Here is a 16,961-nt window from a genome sequence, read left to right as displayed (position 1 = left end):
CAGCGCAATCACTGGCCTGAATCTGCAGGTGAAGTATCTACACGGACGAGGTCTGGTGGCAATCCCACGCTTAAAATAATGGGCTGCCACGCCTCTCTGGCGGCAAGCTTAGGCGATAAACCTCGCGCCAGCAAGAAGCCACCAACGCCGCCGAGTACGGCGCCGGAAAGTGCGGCAAGGTCGCTCTGGAACAGCATCTGGAAAATGCCAGCGACGAGGAACAACCCCACCAGCGGTGACATATACACCAGCAGCGCCGAGGTCAGCAGGCTGCCTTCGGCAATGCCCAGCTCCACTTTTTGCCCAACGACAAGCGGGGCTTCGCTCGGCACGGTAATCGTATGGCTGGTCTGCGGACCGAGCTTATTCAATACCCGGCTGCCACAGCCTGCCCGCGATGCGCAGCTGCTGCAGGAGGCTTTCACGTCACAGCTTACCTGTGCGATCCCCCCCTGCCAGGAGACGACCGTAGCCCACTCTTTAATCATTGCGCAGCCTTGAATTTGATACTGTCGGCAATGCGTTTCGCCGTCGGCGGTGGAATTTCACCAACGATGGTGATCTCAGCATTATCACGCACGGACGTCGTCACCGTACGGCGACCCGTACGCAGCATTTGCTCACTGCTGGCAGGGGTAGCGCGACTGATATTCACAGAGAAGCTAAAGAGGCCATCAGAGTACAGGCGAGACTCAACCGGAATGTTCAGCGTCGGCAGCGTACGGCGGCTACTGGAGACTTCACTAAAGCCCTGAGGCAACCAGGTTGTCGCCCAGTTGAAGTTGACTTTATCGCCTGCCGGTACCGAAAGCAGCGGCGGCAGGTTGGCCTTCGACAGGCTTTCCATCGTGTCGCTAACGGCAGCATTGACGTTAAACGCGATCACCCGGAACTGCTCGAGGGTTTCACCATCGCGGTCGAGAAGGTCGACGCGCATCGGCAGTTTGCTTTCGGAATCGAGCCAGACGATGTAGCTATAGCGGGTACCGTCTTTCGCCACAACGCGGATAACTTCACACAGCCGGTCGGCAATACGCGTCCGCCCGACGGAGATGAAGTCGTAGTAAGGCGCCAGACGTTTGAAATCGGTATAAACCAGCGACGGCAGCGAATCGACGATGTAATCGCCGTTCAGCGTGAAAGGCTCAAGCCCCGGCTCAAAGTAGCTGATTTCGTTCCCACGCTGCACTACTTCACGGCGGGGACCGTCCATCTGCAATAGCTGAGCAAGTGGCTGATTATTCAGACGAGCATGACGATAGCGCAGCGACTCAACGCCTTGCTTGCTGATGCTGACAAAAGACAGCTCGTAATTGAGTGACTGGCTGGCCTGGTTCATTTCCTGCAACAACGCCCCGGACGAGACATCTGCCGAGGCGTTGACGGAGAAGAACAGGCTACCAACCACAAGGGACATGGCACACCAAAGTTGCTTCATTACTGCGATTGCGTTCCTAGAGTTTGATATCCTGGCACCTGAACAGCCGCTTGCTGGGTTTGTGCCTGTTCAAACTGAAGCTGTTCGGAGTGCAAACGACGCTGCAATTCGTAGTCCTGCAGCATTGCATTAATGCGGCGACGCTGCTCCTGTACCTGCTGTTGCTGGCCAGTGCTGGCCGTCGTCGCTTCAGAAGGTACGCCCAGGCTGACCGGGCTGGCTTTGCCCATCATCGGTAATGTATTGAATACCGGTGCTTCAGGTTGCTGGGAAGATTCAGATTGGCCGTTATAGTGCTGCACACCGACGATGACTGCAAGCGATACGCAGGCAGCAACGCCCATTTGGGTGAGTGAGCTGGCCCACGGGCGCACTTTTTGCCAAAACGGCATTTTTTGCCACTGGTGTGGCGCAGGCTGCGCTTCAGGGATCAGCGGTGTAGACAGACGTGCCGGTTCGCTTTCAATGGCGGCCATTACGCGGGAGGAGATATCAAAATGGAGCACATCACCGGTGTCGCCTCTCAGCGAATCACGGATGAGATGATAACTTGCCCACGTTTCTTGCATCTCAGGAGAACGACTCAGCTCGTTGAGCAGCTCGTTATCCAGCAATTCACCATCCATTAAAGCGGAAAGTTTTTCTTTCTGCATGCCTAAATACCTTTTCCAGTATCCCGCTATCGTCAACGCCTGATTAGCGGTTGAACTTTATTATCAATAGCTTCTCGCGCCCGGAAGATACGCGAACGAACAGTACCCACCGGACAATCCATGATAGCGGCTATCTCTTCATAGCTCAGGCCATCCAGCTCCCGCAAGGTTATCGCCATGCGTAAATCTTCCGGAAGCGACTCAATGGTACGAAAAACGATTTGTCTCAGTTCTTCTGACAACATTAAGTTCTCAGGGTTCGAAATTTCTTTCAGCGCACCGCCACTTTCGAAGTTTTCTGCGTCAATAGCATCAACATCACTGGATGGCGGGCGTCGACCCTGAGCGACCAGGTAGTTCTTAGCGGTGTTCACCGCGATACGATACAACCAGGTATAAAAAGCACTATCTCCCCGGAAAGAATCCAGCGCACGATAGGCCTTAATAAAAGACTCTTGCACCACATCAGGCACATCGCCCGACGGTACATAGCGGGAAACCAGGCTCGCGACTTTATGCTGATAGCGAACTACCAGCAGATTAAACGCTTTCTGATCTCCCTTCTGGACCCGTTCAACAAGGACCTGATCCGTTAACTGCTCGCTCATCCGAGGTAATATCTCCCCAAATCAAATTCCCATGCGTAATCAGAATGCCATCCCATCACTGCATCATGAGCAAGCAACCGGTTAGAGTTTCTGATAATCATAAAGTTCCGTTACGCCTTAGTTTTTTTGTTAATAGTCCGCAGACCGCTCATTATCTCTCATTATAAGTCCACCAACCCTTAACATGCGTCAGATTGCGATGAAAACCCGCAATAAGCCAGCAGAGTAGCGTAAGACAGGCTTTATTTCATCATAAAAACTGAAGCTAACGATCTGCTTCGCAAAATATTTTCTTTATTTTACATACCTTCTATCACACCTACGCTGTTTAGCCTTTTTAACCTAACCAGGAAAAAAAGTGTGCTGATTCCGACAACATGGTGCTATGCTCGCCAAACCGTGTTTAGTAAATTAAACAACCATCATGAATACTACCCCTGATCATGCTTGTGATGTCCTAATCATTGGCAGCGGCGCCGCAGGATTATCGCTGGCACTGCGCCTTGCCGAACACAGCTCTGTCATTGTGCTGAGCAAAGGTCCCGTCAGTGAAGGCTCGACATTCTACGCCCAGGGCGGCATCGCCGCCGTGTTTGATGAAACTGACAGCATTGAATCACACGTTGATGACACCCTGGTGGCGGGAGCTGGCCTTTGCGATCGCCATGCCGTCTCGTTTGTCGCCAGCAATGCTAAACCCTGCGTACAGTGGCTTATTGACCAGGGGGTGGCCTTTGATACCCACGTTCAGGCGAACGGAGAGCCGGGTTATCATTTGACCCGCGAGGGAGGCCATAGCCATCGACGCATTCTTCACGCCGCCGACGCCACCGGCAAAGCGGTGGAAACCACCCTCGTCAGCAAAGCGCTGGCACACCCGAATATCCGCATTCTTGAAAGGCATAACGCCGTTGACCTGATTGTTTCCGATAAAATCGGCCTGCCGGGGCATCGACGCGTCGTGGGCGCGTGGATCTGGAACCGCAATGCCGAGAAGGTCGAAACCTGTCAGGCGCGATCCGTTGCGCTGGCGACCGGTGGCGCATCGAAGGTATATCAGTACACCACGAATCCGGATATCTCTTCAGGTGATGGCATCGCGATGGCGTGGCGCGCCGGGTGTCGGGTCGCTAACCTCGAATTTAATCAGTTCCATCCAACAGCGCTCTATCACCCACAGGCGCGAAATTTCCTGCTCACCGAAGCACTGCGTGGTGAAGGTGCTGTGCTGAAACGTCCTGACGGCACCCGCTTTATGCCAGACTTCGACGAGCGCGGCGAGCTGGCACCGCGCGATATTGTCGCCAGAGCTATCGACCATGAGATGAAGCGCCTCGGCGCTGACTGTATGTATCTGGATATCAGCCACCAGCCAGAGGAGTTCATCCGTCATCATTTCCCGATGATTTACGACAAGCTGCTGGGGCTGGGTATCGACATCACCAAAGAACCTATGCCGATTGTTCCCGCGGCACATTACACCTGCGGCGGTGTGATGGTTGATGATGCCGGACGAACCGACGTCGACGGGCTGTATGCCATTGGCGAGGTGAGCTACACCGGTCTGCACGGGGCAAACCGAATGGCGTCAAACTCACTGCTTGAGTGCCTGGTTTACGGCTGGTCCGCCGCGGAGGACATCAAACAACGTTTGTCTGATATCCGCGCGGAAAATGCCCTGCCCGACTGGGATGAAAGCCGGGTGGAGAATCCGGACGAACTGGTGGTGATCCAGCACAACTGGCACGAGCTGAGGCTGTTCATGTGGGATTACGTCGGTATTGTGCGTACCACAAAACGTCTGGAGCGCGCGCTGCGCCGCATTACGCTTTTACAGCAGGAGCTGGATGAGTACTACGCGCGTTTTCGCGTGTCGAACAACTTGCTGGAGCTGAGAAATCTGGTGCAGGTTGCCGAGCTTATTGTCCGCTGCGCGATGATGCGCAAAGAGAGCCGAGGGCTGCACTTTACCCTCGATCACCCGCAGCAGTTAGCAGACTCCGGGCCGTCAGTACTGGCACCGCCAAACTACATAAACAGATAAAATGCCTGGGTCAGTGCGGTATACCCTTCGGAGTACTGCTGCTCTGGCCCACGGATAACCAGCCGGTCGGTGAACACCTCACCGGCCTGTGGTGAGAACGCCAGCAGCACCCGATGCGGAAGTTTTAATTCAGTTTCCGCAACGTCGGTGCGCAGACGCAAATTCCAGCCCAGTGACTCAGCTTTTTGGGTAAACTCCGCACCAATCGCCTCCGGCAGTACCACGCAGAAGAAGCCCTCCTCGGTGATGGCATCCGCTGCACAGTTTAGCAACGTGGTGTGATCGAGCGTGGTGGTATACCGAGCCTGCTCGCGCTCTGGCGTGGCGCACTCTACGCCCTGCTCATAGTACGGCGGGTTGCTGACGATAAGGTCATAACGGCTATTTTGTTCAGTGATCCAGCGCTGAATAGCGGCATGATGGACGTTGATGCGTGAAGCCCACGGAGATTCAGCGATATTTTCCACCGCCTGCATCACCGCGCCGTCGTCCAGCTCTACGGCATCAAGCGTGACGCTGGCATCAGTACGCTGCGCCAGCATCAGTGCCAGCAGCCCGCTGCCGGTACCGATATCGAGGATCCGTTTAACCCGGGCGATGGGTGCCCATGCGCCGAGCAGAATACCGTCGGTTCCGACCTTCATGGCACAGCGGTCGTGAGCAACGAAAAATTGTTTGAAGGTAAATCCATTACGACGCAGCGTGGATTTAGACTGGGACATATCAGGCACCTGGCGGGTAAATCAGTATTAGCTTAGGGTTATGCACAATACCTGAGAACCGATAGCCACACAAACAGATGAACATTACAGCCGTAACGTCTATAATCAGCGCCCCACACAGAGGTAGATCATGACTGTAACGACTTTTTCCGAACTCGAACTCGACGAAAGCCTTCTGGATGTCCTCCAGAATAAAGGTTTCACTCGCCCGACCGCCATTCAGGCTGCCGCTATACCGCCTGCGCTCGATGGCCGTGATGTCCTCGGTTCTGCGCCGACCGGTACCGGTAAAACAGCGGCATTTTTGCTGCCCGCGTTGCAGCACCTGCTCGACTTTCCGCGTAAAAAATCCGGGCCGCCGCGCATTCTGATCCTGACGCCGACCCGTGAGCTGGCGATGCAGGTTGCTGACCATGCGCGTGAATTAGCCGCCAATACGCATCTTGATATCGCCACCATTACCGGCGGCGTCGCGTTTATGAACCACGCGGAAGTGTTCAGCGAAAACCAGGATATCGTTGTCGCCACCACCGGGCGCCTTATCCAGTACATCAAAGAGGAAAACTTCGACTGCCGCGCGGTTGAGACGCTCATCCTTGATGAAGCAGACCGTATGCTGGACATGGGCTTTGCTCAGGATATCGAATATATCGCCGCAGAAACCCGCTGGCGCAAGCAGACCCTGCTGTTCTCCGCCACGCTTGAAGGCGACGCTATCAAAGATTTTGCCGAGCGTCTGCTGGAGGATCCGGTCGAAGTTTCCGCAACGCCGTCTACCCGCGAGCGCAAGAAAATTCACCAGTGGTACTATCGTGCCGACAACGTTGAACACAAAACCGCGCTGCTGGTTCACCTGCTGAAACAGCCGGAAGCAACCCGCTCTATCGTCTTCGTGCGTAAACGCGAGCGCGTGCATGAGCTGGCGACCTGGCTGCGCGAAGCGGGGATTAACAACTGCTATCTCGAAGGAGAGATGGTGCAGGCAAAGCGTAACGAAGCGATTAAGCGTCTGACCGATGGACGAGTGAACGTGCTGGTTGCCACCGACGTTGCCGCCCGCGGCATCGACATCGCCGACGTCAGCCACGTCTTTAACTTTGATATGCCGCGCACCGGCGATACCTATCTGCACCGTATTGGCCGTACCGGCCGAGCTGGTCGCAAAGGTACCGCTATCTCGCTGGTAGAAGCGCACGATCACCTGCTGCTAGGTAAAATCGGCCGCTACGTCGAAGAGCCGCTGAAGTCCCGCGTTATCGATGAGCTGCGTCCGACCACCCGCGTGCCGAGCGAAAAACTGCAGGGCAAGCCGTCGAAGAAAGTGCTCGCCAAACGCGAAGAGAAGAAAAAAGAGAGCAAAGAGAAGCCGCGCGTGAAGCAGCGCCATCGTGATACCAGGAATATTGGTAAACGTCGTAAGCCGAGCGGTAGCGGCACCCCAACGCCGACAACTGAAGAATAAAAAAACGCCGGGATTTCCCGGCGTTTTTCATTCCGTCACCTGAAAAATTACAGGCTTTCGGTGAAGGTACGAGCGATAACGTCGCGCTGCTGTTCCGGAGTCAGTGAGTTGAAACGCACTGCGTAGCCAGAAACACGGATGGTCAGCTGCGGATATTTTTCCGGGTGCTTAACGGCATCTTCCAGAGTTTCACGACGCAGAACGTTCACGTTCAGGTGCTGACCACCTTCCACGCGCACTTCCGGCTGTACGTTTACTGGAATTTCGCGATATTCGATTTGACCCAGTTTGCTGAGTTCAATCACCTGGTCTTCCGCGAAACCCGCTTTTGCCACCAGGCAACGCGCTTCACCTTTCTCGCTGTCCAGCAGCCAGAATGAATTCAGGAGATCGTCGTTTGCTGCTTTAGTAATTTGGATACCGGTAATCATTTAATGCCTCCCTTGGGCTCAACATATTCGTTCTATTGGCCTGCGCGGCCAATTGGTAAAACCATTATTGCTTGAGTGTATGTATAACAGTCGATTAGCCTGCATTCATTGATTTAAATCAATAAAAACCACACCACAAAAAAGGTCATAAGCGGAAATAGTTGTTTTACATCAAGTTACGCCATCCCGGTCACACAAATATTTTCATAAGTTTTCAAATTTTTTTAAGCTAATCATGATGTTTTGCTGGTGCGGATTTTGTTATGCCGAAAGAAGCAGTTAAGCTATCGCCATTCCCCCTTTCAGGAGCGCGTGATGACGACCTCTTTAACCTGGCACGATGTCCTTGCTGACGAAAAACAGCAGCCCTATTTTGTAAACACCCTGCAGACGGTTGCGAACGAGCGCCAGTCCGGGATGACCATTTACCCGCCGCAGAAAGATGTGTTTAACGCGTTTCGTTATACGGAACTGGGTGAGGTAAAAGTCGTTATCCTGGGTCAGGATCCTTATCACGGCCCAAACCAGGCGCACGGGCTGGCGTTTTCCGTACAGCCAGGTGTCGCTACCCCACCCTCTTTGCTCAATATGTATAAAGAGCTTGAGGCGACGATCCCCGGCTTTACCCGACCAAACCACGGTTATCTGGAAAGCTGGGCACGCCAGGGCGTGCTGCTACTGAACACCGTGTTGACCGTACGTGCCGGACAGGCGCATTCCCATGCCTCTCTGGGCTGGGAGACGTTTACCGATAAAGTGATTAGCCTGATTAACGAGCATCGCGAAGGCGTGGTGTTCCTGCTGTGGGGTTCACACGCGCAGAAGAAAGGGGCCATTATCGACCAGCAGCGTCACCACGTGCTGAAAGCGCCACACCCGTCACCGCTCTCGGCGCACCGCGGTTTCTTCGGTTCAAACCATTTTGTTCTGACGAATGAGTGGCTGTCGCAGCGGGGTGAAATGCCAATTGACTGGATGCCGGTGCTACCGGCAAACGAAGGGTAAAAAAAAGCCAGCGTTATCGCTGGCTTTTCTTATCAGGCTTTGTTCTGACGCCACCACTCACCGAGCAGTACGCCGGTGGCGACGGAGACGTTCAGACTCTCGACGTTGCCGGTGCCCTCGATGGAGACACTCAGATCAGCGCTGGAGATTGCCGCCTCGGACAGGCCATCACGTTCCTGACCCAGTACCAGCACCATTTTTTTCGGCAGGGTCGCCTGATACAGCGGCGTGCCTTTGTGGCTGGAAGTAGAAACGATGGTGTAGCCCGCGTTGCGGAATTCACTCAGCGTATCGATAAAGCTGTCGCCCGTGATCGGCTCAACGTGCTCTGCGCCACCTTCTGCAGTACGAATAGCCGCACCGGATTCCAGCAGGGCGGCATCCTGAACCACGACACCTTTCACGCCAAAGTGCGCGCAGCTGCGCATCATCGCGCCAAGGTTGTGCGGGTTGCCTACGTCTTCCAGCGCCAGTACGCAGTCTTCTTCGCCCGCTTTGCTGACCCACTGCTGTACGGTGGTACCGTTACGTTTTTTGATTAAGAAACACACGCCGCCGTGGTGCTCAGTGCCGGAGGCTTTCGCCAGCTCGGCATCATCAACCACGTGATATGCTTTACGGTTTGCCGCCATCCAACGCAGGGCTTCTTTGAAGCGCGGCGTTACGCTCTGGATAAACCAGGCACGTACGATAGAATCCGGGCGGCTCAGGAACAGGGCCTGACAGGCGTTCTCGCCATATACACGGGTTTCTTCAGCGCGCTGACGACGCAGCACTTCTGGATCGATAAAACTCTTGCCGCTGATCCCGCCGTGATCCGGTTTTGCCGGAGCATCATCACCCGGTGCTCGGGAAACGGTACGCCACGGAGAGGCGTCACCGCCGCGTTCACCACGGTCGTTGTTACGTTCGCGGCTACGCTCGCGAGCAGGCTGTGCGGGTTTCCCCTCACGATTAGGACGACGACCGCCTTCAGTACGGGATGTGCCAGCACGGCCGCCACCTTTACCGGTACGCGGATTTTGCGTGCGTTTATCCGAGTCATCATCACTGCGGACATACATCACTTTGACCTTGCCGCTTTTATTCTTCAGTTCGTCGCTCATCTTTATTCTCCTACCTGCGCTGCGCGAAGCGCGAAGATTACCCGATGTATCCTCACTTCGCCATTAATTCATACAAAAGACCCTGACTATTGTACTCATCGAATAAACCACATTGTTCATTGGGCGTCACTCGCTGATAATATGTAACATTACAGAAACATCCTGGCAGCAATGCCAGTTCGTCTCCCAATAAGCCAGAGGTTAGCTATGAATACCGTTTGTGCCAGCTGTCAGGCGCTCAATCGCATCCCGGACGATCGTATTAACGATACCGCGAAGTGTGGACGCTGTGGTCACGAGCTGTTTGACGGCGACGTGATTAATGCCACCGGCGCAACCCTTGATAAGCTGCTGAAAGACGACCTGCCCGTCGTGGTCGATTTCTGGGCACCATGGTGTGGCCCGTGCCGCAGTTTTGCGCCTATTTTTGAAGACGTTGCCGAAGAGCGCAGCGGCAAAATCCGCTTCGTGAAGGTCAATACCGAGGCCGAGCCGGAGCTGAGCGCCCGTTTCCGCATTCGCAGCATCCCGACCATTATGGTCTTCAAAAACGGCGAAGTCCTCGACATGTTGAACGGCGCCGTACCAAAAGGGCCATTCGACGAATGGCTGAACGAAGCCACTCAGGCATAATCCTCTCGGGGCACAACTTGTGCCCCGTTTTAACCTCTGCGACAATAGCGTTTTTCCTGCCAGAATTCCCATGATAGATAACGCTGTTCTCCGGTTACGTGCTGAACGTCTTGCACGAGCAACCCGCCCTTTCCTTGCCCGTGGCAACCGCATTCGCCGCTGCCAGCGCTGTCTGCTGCCGCTAAAACAATGCCTGTGTGAAACTATCTCACCGCAGCCTGCCCGCAGCCGTTTTTGCCTGGTGATGTTCGATACTGAACCGATGAAACCCAGCAATACTGGCCGTCTGATTGCGGACATTCTGCCAGATACCGAAGCCTTCCAGTGGTCGCGCACCGAGCCACCCGCAGCGCTGCTGGAACTTATCCGCCATCCGGATTATCAGCCAATGGTGGTGTTCCCGGCCTCTTATGCCGACGCAGGGCGCAGCGTCATCGCAGCCCCCCCTTCAGGCAAACCGCCGCTGTTTATTATGCTCGACGGTACCTGGACCGAAGCGCGAAAGATGTTCCGCAAGAGTCCGTATCTGGATAATTTGCCGATTATCTCGGTTGATTTGTCGCGGGTCACGGCTTATCACCTGCGTGAAGCCCATGCGGATGGCCAGTACTGCACGGCGGAAGTCGCCGTGGCGTTGCTGTCGCTGGCGGAAGACACCGAAGCCGCCTCATCCCTCAGCGACCACTTTACGCGTTTTCGTACCCGTTATCTGGCAGGAAAAACGCAGCATAAGGGAAGCATCACAGCAGAAGTGGAAGAAAGCGTTTAGAATCATTCGGTCACTACGCAAAGGAAGACCGGTATGAGCCAACGTGGGCTGGAAGCGCTACTTCGACCTAAGTCTATCGCCGTGATTGGCGCCTCAATGAAACCCCAGCGAGCGGGGTATCTGATGATGCGCAACCTGCTCTCGGGTGGCTTTAGCGGCCCGGTGCTCCCGGTTACACCGAACTGGAAAGCCGTTCACGGAGTACTGGCCTGGCCCGATATTCGAAGCCTGCCGTTCACCCCCGACCTGGCGGTACTTTGTACTCATGCGAAGCGTAACCTTGAGCTACTGGAAGCGCTGGGCGAAAAAGGCTGTAAGACCTGCATTATTCTCTCTTCCCCACCGGAACAGTTTGCTGAATTGAAGGCCTGCGCTCGTCGCTATCAGATGCGGCTTCTGGGGCCAAACAGTTTAGGACTACTGGCCCCCTGGCAGGGTCTTAACGCCAGTTTCTCCCCAGTACCAATCCGCCGTGGCAAGCTGGCGTTCATCTCTCAGTCTGCCGCCGTTTCCAACACCATTCTCGACTGGGCACAGCAGCGCGAAATGGGCTTCTCCTGGTTTATCGCCCTCGGTGACAGCCTGGACATAGACGTTGACGACCTGCTTGATTTCCTTGCCCGCGACAGTAAAACCAGCGCCATTTTGCTGTATCTGGAGCATCTGAGCGATGCTCGCCGCTTTGTCTCTGCCGCGCGAAGCGCCTCACGCAATAAACCGATTCTGGTTATCAAGAGCGGCCGCAGCCCGGAAGCACAGCGGTTGCTGCACGTGAATTCCGGAATGGATCCCGCCTGGGATGCCGCTATCCAGCGCGCCGGTTTGCTGCGCGTACAGAACACTCACGAGCTTTTCTCCGCCGTCGAAACCCTGAGCCATATGCGCCCGCTGCGCGGTGACAAGCTGATGATAGTCAGCAACGGCGCGGCACCTGCCGCCCTGGCGCTGGACGAGCTGTGGTCACGCAACGGCAAGCTTGCCACGCTCAGCGATGAAACTCGCGATCGCCTGCGTAAAGCGTTGCCCGAGAGCGTAGAGGCAGCCAATCCACTGGATCTGCGCGATGATGCCAGTAGTGAGCACTACCGCACTACGCTCAACATTTTGCTCGACAGCCAGGACTACGACGCGCTGCTGGTCATTCACTCACCCAGCGCCGCCGCGCCGGGTACAGAAAGTGCACTCGCACTAATTGAGGTACTGAAAAACCATCCACGTGGTAAATACGTTACGGTGTTGACCAACTGGTGCGGAGAGTTCTCCTCACAGGAAGCTCGTCGTTTGTTCAGCGACGCGGGGATCCCTACTTATCGTACACCGGAAGGGACCATCACCGCGTTCATGCACATGGTGGAATACCGGCGTAACCAGAAACAGCTGCGTGAAACGCCAACGCTGCCGCTGAACCTGAAGGCTAACACCGCGGAAGCACACAAACTGATCCAGCGGGCGCTGGCCGATGGCGCCTCATCCCTGGATACCCATGAGGTCCAGCCGGTGCTGAAAGCCTATGGGCTCAGCACTCTTCCCACCTGGATCGCAACCGACAGCGCCGAAGCCGTTCATATTGCCGAACAGATTGGTTACCCGGTGGCGGTCAAGCTGCGCTCGCCGGATATTCCGCATAAATCGGAAGTTCAGGGGGTCATGTTGTATCTGCGAACCGCCACAGAGGTGCAGCAGGCGGCGGACGCCATCATCGACCGAGTTAAACTCACCTGGCCGCAGGCGCGCATTCATGGTCTGCTGGTGCAAAGCATGGCCAACCGTGCCGGTGCCCAGGAGCTACGGGTCGTCGTGGAACAGGATCCGGTCTTCGGCCCACTGATCATGCTGGGAGAAGGGGGCGTCGAGTGGCGCGCGCGCGATCAGGCTGCCGTGGCGCTGCCGCCGCTTAACATGAACCTGGCGCGTTATCTGGTGATCCAGGCAATTAAAGGCAAAAAGATCCGTGGCCGCAGCGCGTTACGCACGCTGGATATCCCAGGACTCAGCCAGTTCCTGGTGCAGGTGTCGAACCTGATTGTCGATTGCCCGGAGATCCAGCGGCTGGACATCCACCCGCTTCTCGCCTCCGGTAACGAGTTCACCGCACTTGATGTAACGCTGGAGATAGCCCCCTTCACCGGGGATGCTGAGAGCCGGCTGGCGGTTCGTCCCTATCCGCAACAGCTGGAAGAGTGGATAACTCTGAAGGACAAGGATCGCTGTCTGTTCCGCCCGATTTTGCCGGAAGATGAACCCGCCCTGCAGCGCTTTATCTCACAGGTCACTAAAGAAGATCTCTATTATCGTTACTTCAGTGAGATCAACGAATTTACCCACGACGACTTAGCCAATATGACCCAGATCGACTACGATCGAGAAATGGCCTTTGTCGCCGTCAGACAATCTGGAGAGATAACCGAGATCCTCGGCGTGTCGCGTGCGATTTCCGATCCGGATAATATTGACGCCGAGTTTGCCGTGCTGGTGCGCTCAGACCTCAAAGGGCTGGGGCTCGGCCGGCAGCTACTGGAAAAACTCATTGCCTATACACGTGAGCACGGTTTACAGCGCCTGAACGGTATTACCATGCCGAACAATCAGGGAATGATTGCGCTAGCGCGCAAGCTGGGTTTTCACGTCGATATCCAGCTGGAAGACGGGATTGTCGGCTTGTCGCTCAGGCTGACTTCTGATGAGAATCGTGAGTAAGCTGCTGGAAATGTTGACCACTTTCGCGGGTAGTGGTGGTATTATTACCCGCTTCTGTCGTCTGCATAGTACAGAAGACCCCTCAATAAACAGAGAAGAAACGCACTGTGATGTTGTCAAAATTTAAGCGTAATAAACATCAACAACACCTTGCTCAACTACCTAAGCTCTCTCAGTCAGTTGATGATGTCGAGTTCTTTTATGCTCCTGCGGATTTTCGGGAAGCATTGTTGGCGAAAATCGCCAGCGCCACTCGCCGTATTTGCATCGTTGCCCTTTATCTTGAGCAGGACGATGGCGGGAAAGGTATTTTGCAAGCCCTCTACGACGCGAAACGTCAGCGTCCTGAATTAGATGTCCGCGTGCTGGTTGACTGGCACCGTGCGCAGCGTGGCCGTATCGGAGCCGCCGCTGCGAACACCAACGCCGACTGGTACTATCGCATGGTCCAGGAAAATCCGGGCGTGGATGTGCCGGTATACGGCGTTCCGGTGAATACCCGTGAAGCGCTGGGTGTACTGCACTTTAAAGGATTCATCATCGATGACAGCGTGATGTACAGCGGCGCCAGTCTCAATGACGTCTACCTGCATCAGCACGACAAATACCGTTACGACCGTTACCACTGCATCCGTAATCCGCAGTTGGCTAACATCATGTTCGAGTGGGCAGACCGTAACCTGGTTGCCGGGCGCGGTGTGAATCGCCTCGACGTAGCCGAACGCGCCAAAAGCCCGGATATTAAGAACGATATACGCCTTTATCGCCAGGATCTGCGCGACTCCGGTTATGTGTTCCATGGCGATGCGGATAACGACCAGCTTTCTGTCACCCCGTTGGTGGGGCTTGGCAAATCGAGCGTGCTCAATAAAACCATTTTCCATTTGATGCCGTGCGCTGAACATAAGCTGACCATCTGCACGCCGTACTTCAACCTGCCTGCCGTCCTGGTGCGTAATATCATTTCGCTGCTGCGCGATGGCAAAAAGGTGGAGATCATCGTCGGGGATAAGACGGCGAACGACTTCTATATCCCGGAAAATGAGCCTTTTAAAATCATCGGTGCGTTACCGTATCTGTATGAGATCAACCTGCGCCGTTTCCTGAGCCGCCTGCAGTATTACGTCAATACCGATCAACTGGTTGTGCGCTTATGGAAAGATGATGACAACACCTACCATCTGAAAGGGATGTGGGTGGATAACGAGTGGATGCTGCTCACCGGGAACAACCTGAACCCGCGAGCATGGCGCCTTGACCTGGAAAACGCCATTCTTATCCACGATCCTAAGCATAAGCTTGCGAGTGTGCGTCAGCACGAGCTGGAACTGATCCGCAAACATACCACCGTCGTGAACCACTATCGGGATCTGCAAAGCATTGCCGATTACCCGGTGAAGGTGCGGAAACTTATCCGCCGACTACGCCGTATTCGTATTGATAAACTTATCAGCCGAATTCTGTAATGAAAAAAGCCCCGAACTTCGGGGCTTTTTTACAGGAAACACCTACAGGCGCAGACCTTTCCCCTTGGGATGTAGCAGCAGGGATACCACAAACGCCAGTGCGCCCATCAGCGTGACATACCAGAAGAACGCCGACTCAAAACCTACCGATTTCAGCGACAGCGCCACATATTCCGCCGATCCACCAAACAGAGCGTTAGCCACGGCATAAGATAAGCCTACTCCCAACGCCCTGACCTGCGCCGGGAACATCTCGGCTTTCAGAATACCGCTGATGGAGGTATAGAAGCTGACAATAATCAGCGCACACATCACCAGTACGAAGGCAAGATACGGAGAGGTTACGTTCTGCAATGCCGACAGCAGCGGTACCGTAAAGAGCGTTGCCAGTCCACCGAAGATCAACATTGAGGTACGGCGACCAATTTTATCCGAGAGCGCACCAATTAAAGGCTGGATAAGCATGAAGACAAACAGCGCTGCGGTCATCAGGAGGCTTGCGGTATTGGCATGCATACCCGCCGTATTCACCAGATACTTCTGCATATAGGTGGTGAAGGTGTAAAACGTCAGCGAACCGCCGGCGGTAAAGCCCAGCACCATTAAAAAAGCCTTCCGGTTACGCCACAGCCCCTTAAAGGATCCTGCTTCTTTCAGGGTTCGCGTCTCTTTTTGCGAAGTTTCATCAAGCTGACGACGTAGCCACAGTGCCACCACGGCGAGAACCGCACCCAGCGCGAACGGGATCCGCCAGCCCCAGGCTCGCAGTTCCTCATTACTCAGCACCTGTTGCAGTACGACCACCACGAGTAGCGCAAGAAGCTGCCCCCCAATAAGCGTCACGTACTGGAATGACGCGTAAAACCCTTTACGTCCCTCTACTGCAACTTCACTCATGTAGGTTGCACTGGTGCCGTATTCACCGCCCACAGACAGGCCCTGGAATAAGCGGGCCAGTAACAGCAGTGCCGGAGCCCAGGTCCCAATCGTGTCATAACCCGGAAGACAGGCAATAACCAGTGACCCGAAGCACATCATACAAACTGAGATAAGCATCGAGGTTTTACGGCCCCGACGATCGGCAATACGACCAAAGATCCAGCCGCCAATGGGTCGCATCAGGAAGCCTGCTGCGAATACGCCTGCGGTTTGCAGCAACTGGGTGGTGGTATTACCTGCCGGGAAGAAAATGTGGGCAAAGTAGAGAGAACAAAACGAATAAACGTAGAAATCAAACCACTCTACCAGGTTGCCTGAAGAGGCGCCGACAATAGCCCATACACGCCGTTTTGTATCGCTGGCCGTTCCTGAGTCACGCGCAGTTACGCTCGTTTCGGTCATTGTAGTAGTACTCCTGCATAGAGTGATAGCTCGTCCGTCGGGCGTGACACGTCACAAAGACAATACGATTAGCAAACAATTATGTTACATAATTGTTACTTTTCAATATGGGATTCAGATCACGTATTTGGTTAGCAAGATCATGATCCTGAGCGATATGCAGGTGATAAAAAAGAGGTTTTCGAAGGGACAAAAACGCAAAAAGGCCATCCTTCCGGATGGCCTCTTCACGCAATTGATGCCTGGCAGTGTCCTACTCTCACATGGGGAGACCCCACACTACCATCGGCGCTACGGCGTTTCACTTCTGAGTTCGGCATGGGGTCAGGTGGGACCACCGCGCTAAAGCCGCCAGGCAAATTCTGTTAATCTGTATCAGGCTGAATATTGTTCGTCTTCTCTTCGCCAAAACAGCTTCGGCGTTGTAAGGTTAAGCCTCACGGTTCATTAGTATCGGTTAGCTCAACGTATCGCTACGCTTACACACCCGACCTATCAACGTCGTAGTCTTCAACGTTCCTTTAGTGTCCTCAAGGGACAAGGGAGAACTCATCTCGGGGCAAGTTTCGTGCTTAGATGCTTTCAG

At 54.7% G+C, this 16,961-nt stretch carries 16 protein-coding genes and 2 rRNA genes; 7 read left to right on the top strand and 11 right to left on the bottom strand.

Going from position 1 to position 16,961, the window contains the following annotated elements; translation table 11 throughout:
- Positions 1-8: 8 nt before the first annotated feature.
- Genes rseC through C7387_RS23320 form a run of 5 tightly spaced genes read right to left on the bottom strand, consistent with a single transcriptional unit; the run spans position 9 to position 2,755 of the window.
- Positions 9-488 carry a SoxR-reducing system protein RseC gene (gene rseC, locus C7387_RS00140; RefSeq protein ID WP_006821218.1) on the bottom strand — a complete coding sequence of 160 codons (480 nt, stop codon included), beginning with the start codon at positions 486-488 and terminating at the stop codon, positions 9-11.
- Positions 485-1,438, bottom strand: coding sequence for a sigma-E factor regulatory protein RseB (gene rseB, locus C7387_RS00135; protein ID WP_006821219.1), 954 nt, complete (start codon positions 1,436-1,438; stop codon positions 485-487). Before rseB ends, rseC begins: the two co-directional genes overlap by 4 nt.
- A complete protein-coding gene (gene rseA / locus C7387_RS00130) occupies positions 1,438-2,091 on the bottom strand; it encodes an anti-sigma-E factor RseA (protein ID WP_006821220.1) in 654 nt (217 codons plus the stop codon). The genes rseB and rseA overlap by 1 nt, the downstream gene beginning before the upstream one ends.
- 32 nt (positions 2,092-2,123) lie before the next feature.
- A complete protein-coding gene (rpoE, locus tag C7387_RS00125) occupies positions 2,124-2,699 on the bottom strand; it encodes an RNA polymerase sigma factor RpoE (protein WP_006176728.1) in 576 nt (191 codons plus the stop codon).
- Complete coding sequence (locus C7387_RS23320) at positions 2,696-2,755, bottom strand: hypothetical protein (protein ID WP_350338173.1); 60 nt, start codon at positions 2,753-2,755, stop codon at positions 2,696-2,698. Before C7387_RS23320 ends, rpoE begins: the two co-directional genes overlap by 4 nt.
- A 368-nt stretch (positions 2,756-3,123) precedes the next feature.
- On the opposite strand from C7387_RS23320, the gene nadB reads away from it, so the two are divergent.
- Positions 3,124-4,743, top strand: a complete 1,620-nt coding sequence (gene nadB, locus C7387_RS00120) for an L-aspartate oxidase (RefSeq protein ID WP_120815805.1) — start codon at positions 3,124-3,126, stop codon at positions 4,741-4,743.
- Here the strand turns inward: nadB and trmN are convergent.
- On the bottom strand, positions 4,728-5,465 hold the full coding sequence (gene trmN, locus C7387_RS00115) for a tRNA(1)(Val) (adenine(37)-N(6))-methyltransferase TrmN (protein ID WP_120815804.1): 738 nt from the start codon (positions 5,463-5,465) through the stop codon (positions 4,728-4,730). The two genes, nadB and trmN, sit on opposite strands and share 16 nt — an antisense overlap.
- 130 nt (positions 5,466-5,595) lie before the next feature.
- Between trmN and srmB the strand changes: the two genes are divergently transcribed.
- Positions 5,596-6,927, top strand: coding sequence for an ATP-dependent RNA helicase SrmB (gene srmB / locus C7387_RS00110; RefSeq protein ID WP_006821223.1), 1,332 nt, complete (start codon positions 5,596-5,598; stop codon positions 6,925-6,927).
- A 47-nt stretch (positions 6,928-6,974) separates the two neighbouring features.
- Here the strand turns inward: srmB and grcA are convergent, their stop codons facing one another.
- Positions 6,975-7,358 carry an autonomous glycyl radical cofactor GrcA gene (gene grcA / locus C7387_RS00105; RefSeq protein WP_120815803.1) on the bottom strand — a complete coding sequence of 128 codons (384 nt, stop codon included), beginning with the start codon at positions 7,356-7,358 and terminating at the stop codon, positions 6,975-6,977.
- A gap of 315 nt (positions 7,359-7,673) precedes the next feature.
- Between grcA and ung the strand changes: the two genes are divergently transcribed.
- A complete protein-coding gene (ung, locus tag C7387_RS00100; RefSeq protein ID WP_006821225.1) occupies positions 7,674-8,363 on the top strand; it encodes a uracil-DNA glycosylase in 690 nt (229 codons plus the stop codon).
- Positions 8,364-8,395: 32 nt separating this feature from the next.
- On the opposite strand, the gene C7387_RS00095 is transcribed toward ung, so the two are convergent.
- Complete coding sequence (locus tag C7387_RS00095) at positions 8,396-9,469, bottom strand: tRNA/rRNA methyltransferase (protein ID WP_038254991.1); 1,074 nt, start codon at positions 9,467-9,469, stop codon at positions 8,396-8,398.
- A gap of 207 nt (positions 9,470-9,676) precedes the next feature.
- Here C7387_RS00095 and trxC point away from each other — a divergent pair, with 207 nt between their 5' ends.
- The 4 genes from trxC to pssA all read left to right on the top strand — a co-directional run bounded on the left by trxC (position 9,677) and on the right by pssA (position 15,034).
- On the top strand, positions 9,677-10,102 hold the full coding sequence (trxC, locus tag C7387_RS00090; protein ID WP_006821228.1) for a thioredoxin TrxC: 426 nt from the start codon (positions 9,677-9,679) through the stop codon (positions 10,100-10,102).
- Between the two features lie 70 nt (positions 10,103-10,172).
- The gene (gene tapT, locus C7387_RS00085; protein WP_038254995.1) at positions 10,173-10,871 is read left to right on the top strand and encodes a tRNA-uridine aminocarboxypropyltransferase; all 699 of its coding nucleotides are present in this window, start codon (positions 10,173-10,175) and stop codon (positions 10,869-10,871) included.
- Between the two features lie 33 nt (positions 10,872-10,904).
- On the top strand, positions 10,905-13,568 hold the full coding sequence (locus C7387_RS00080; protein WP_120815802.1) for a bifunctional acetate--CoA ligase family protein/GNAT family N-acetyltransferase: 2,664 nt from the start codon (positions 10,905-10,907) through the stop codon (positions 13,566-13,568).
- A gap of 110 nt (positions 13,569-13,678) precedes the next feature.
- Positions 13,679-15,034 (top strand): CDP-diacylglycerol--serine O-phosphatidyltransferase, encoded by a 1,356-nt coding sequence (gene pssA, locus C7387_RS00075; protein WP_120815801.1) that lies wholly within the window; start codon positions 13,679-13,681, stop codon positions 15,032-15,034.
- Between the two features lie 42 nt (positions 15,035-15,076).
- On the opposite strand, the gene C7387_RS00070 is transcribed toward pssA, so the two are convergent.
- From C7387_RS00070 to C7387_RS00060, 3 genes are all read right to left on the bottom strand, one after another.
- Complete coding sequence (locus C7387_RS00070) at positions 15,077-16,375, bottom strand: MFS family transporter (protein ID WP_006821233.1); 1,299 nt, start codon at positions 16,373-16,375, stop codon at positions 15,077-15,079.
- 240 nt (positions 16,376-16,615) lie between these two features.
- Positions 16,616-16,731, bottom strand: a 5S ribosomal RNA gene (gene rrf / locus C7387_RS00065).
- Between the two features lie 70 nt (positions 16,732-16,801).
- Positions 16,802-16,961 (bottom strand): 23S ribosomal RNA (locus C7387_RS00060); the annotation flags it as partial.

The organism is Yokenella regensburgei (assembly GCF_003634235.1).
In the GTDB taxonomy this organism is placed as follows: Bacteria; Pseudomonadota; Gammaproteobacteria; order Enterobacterales; family Enterobacteriaceae; genus Yokenella; species Yokenella regensburgei.
Note: the sequence above shows the minus strand (reverse complement) of the source record. Positions and strands in the feature narration are given on the sequence as shown.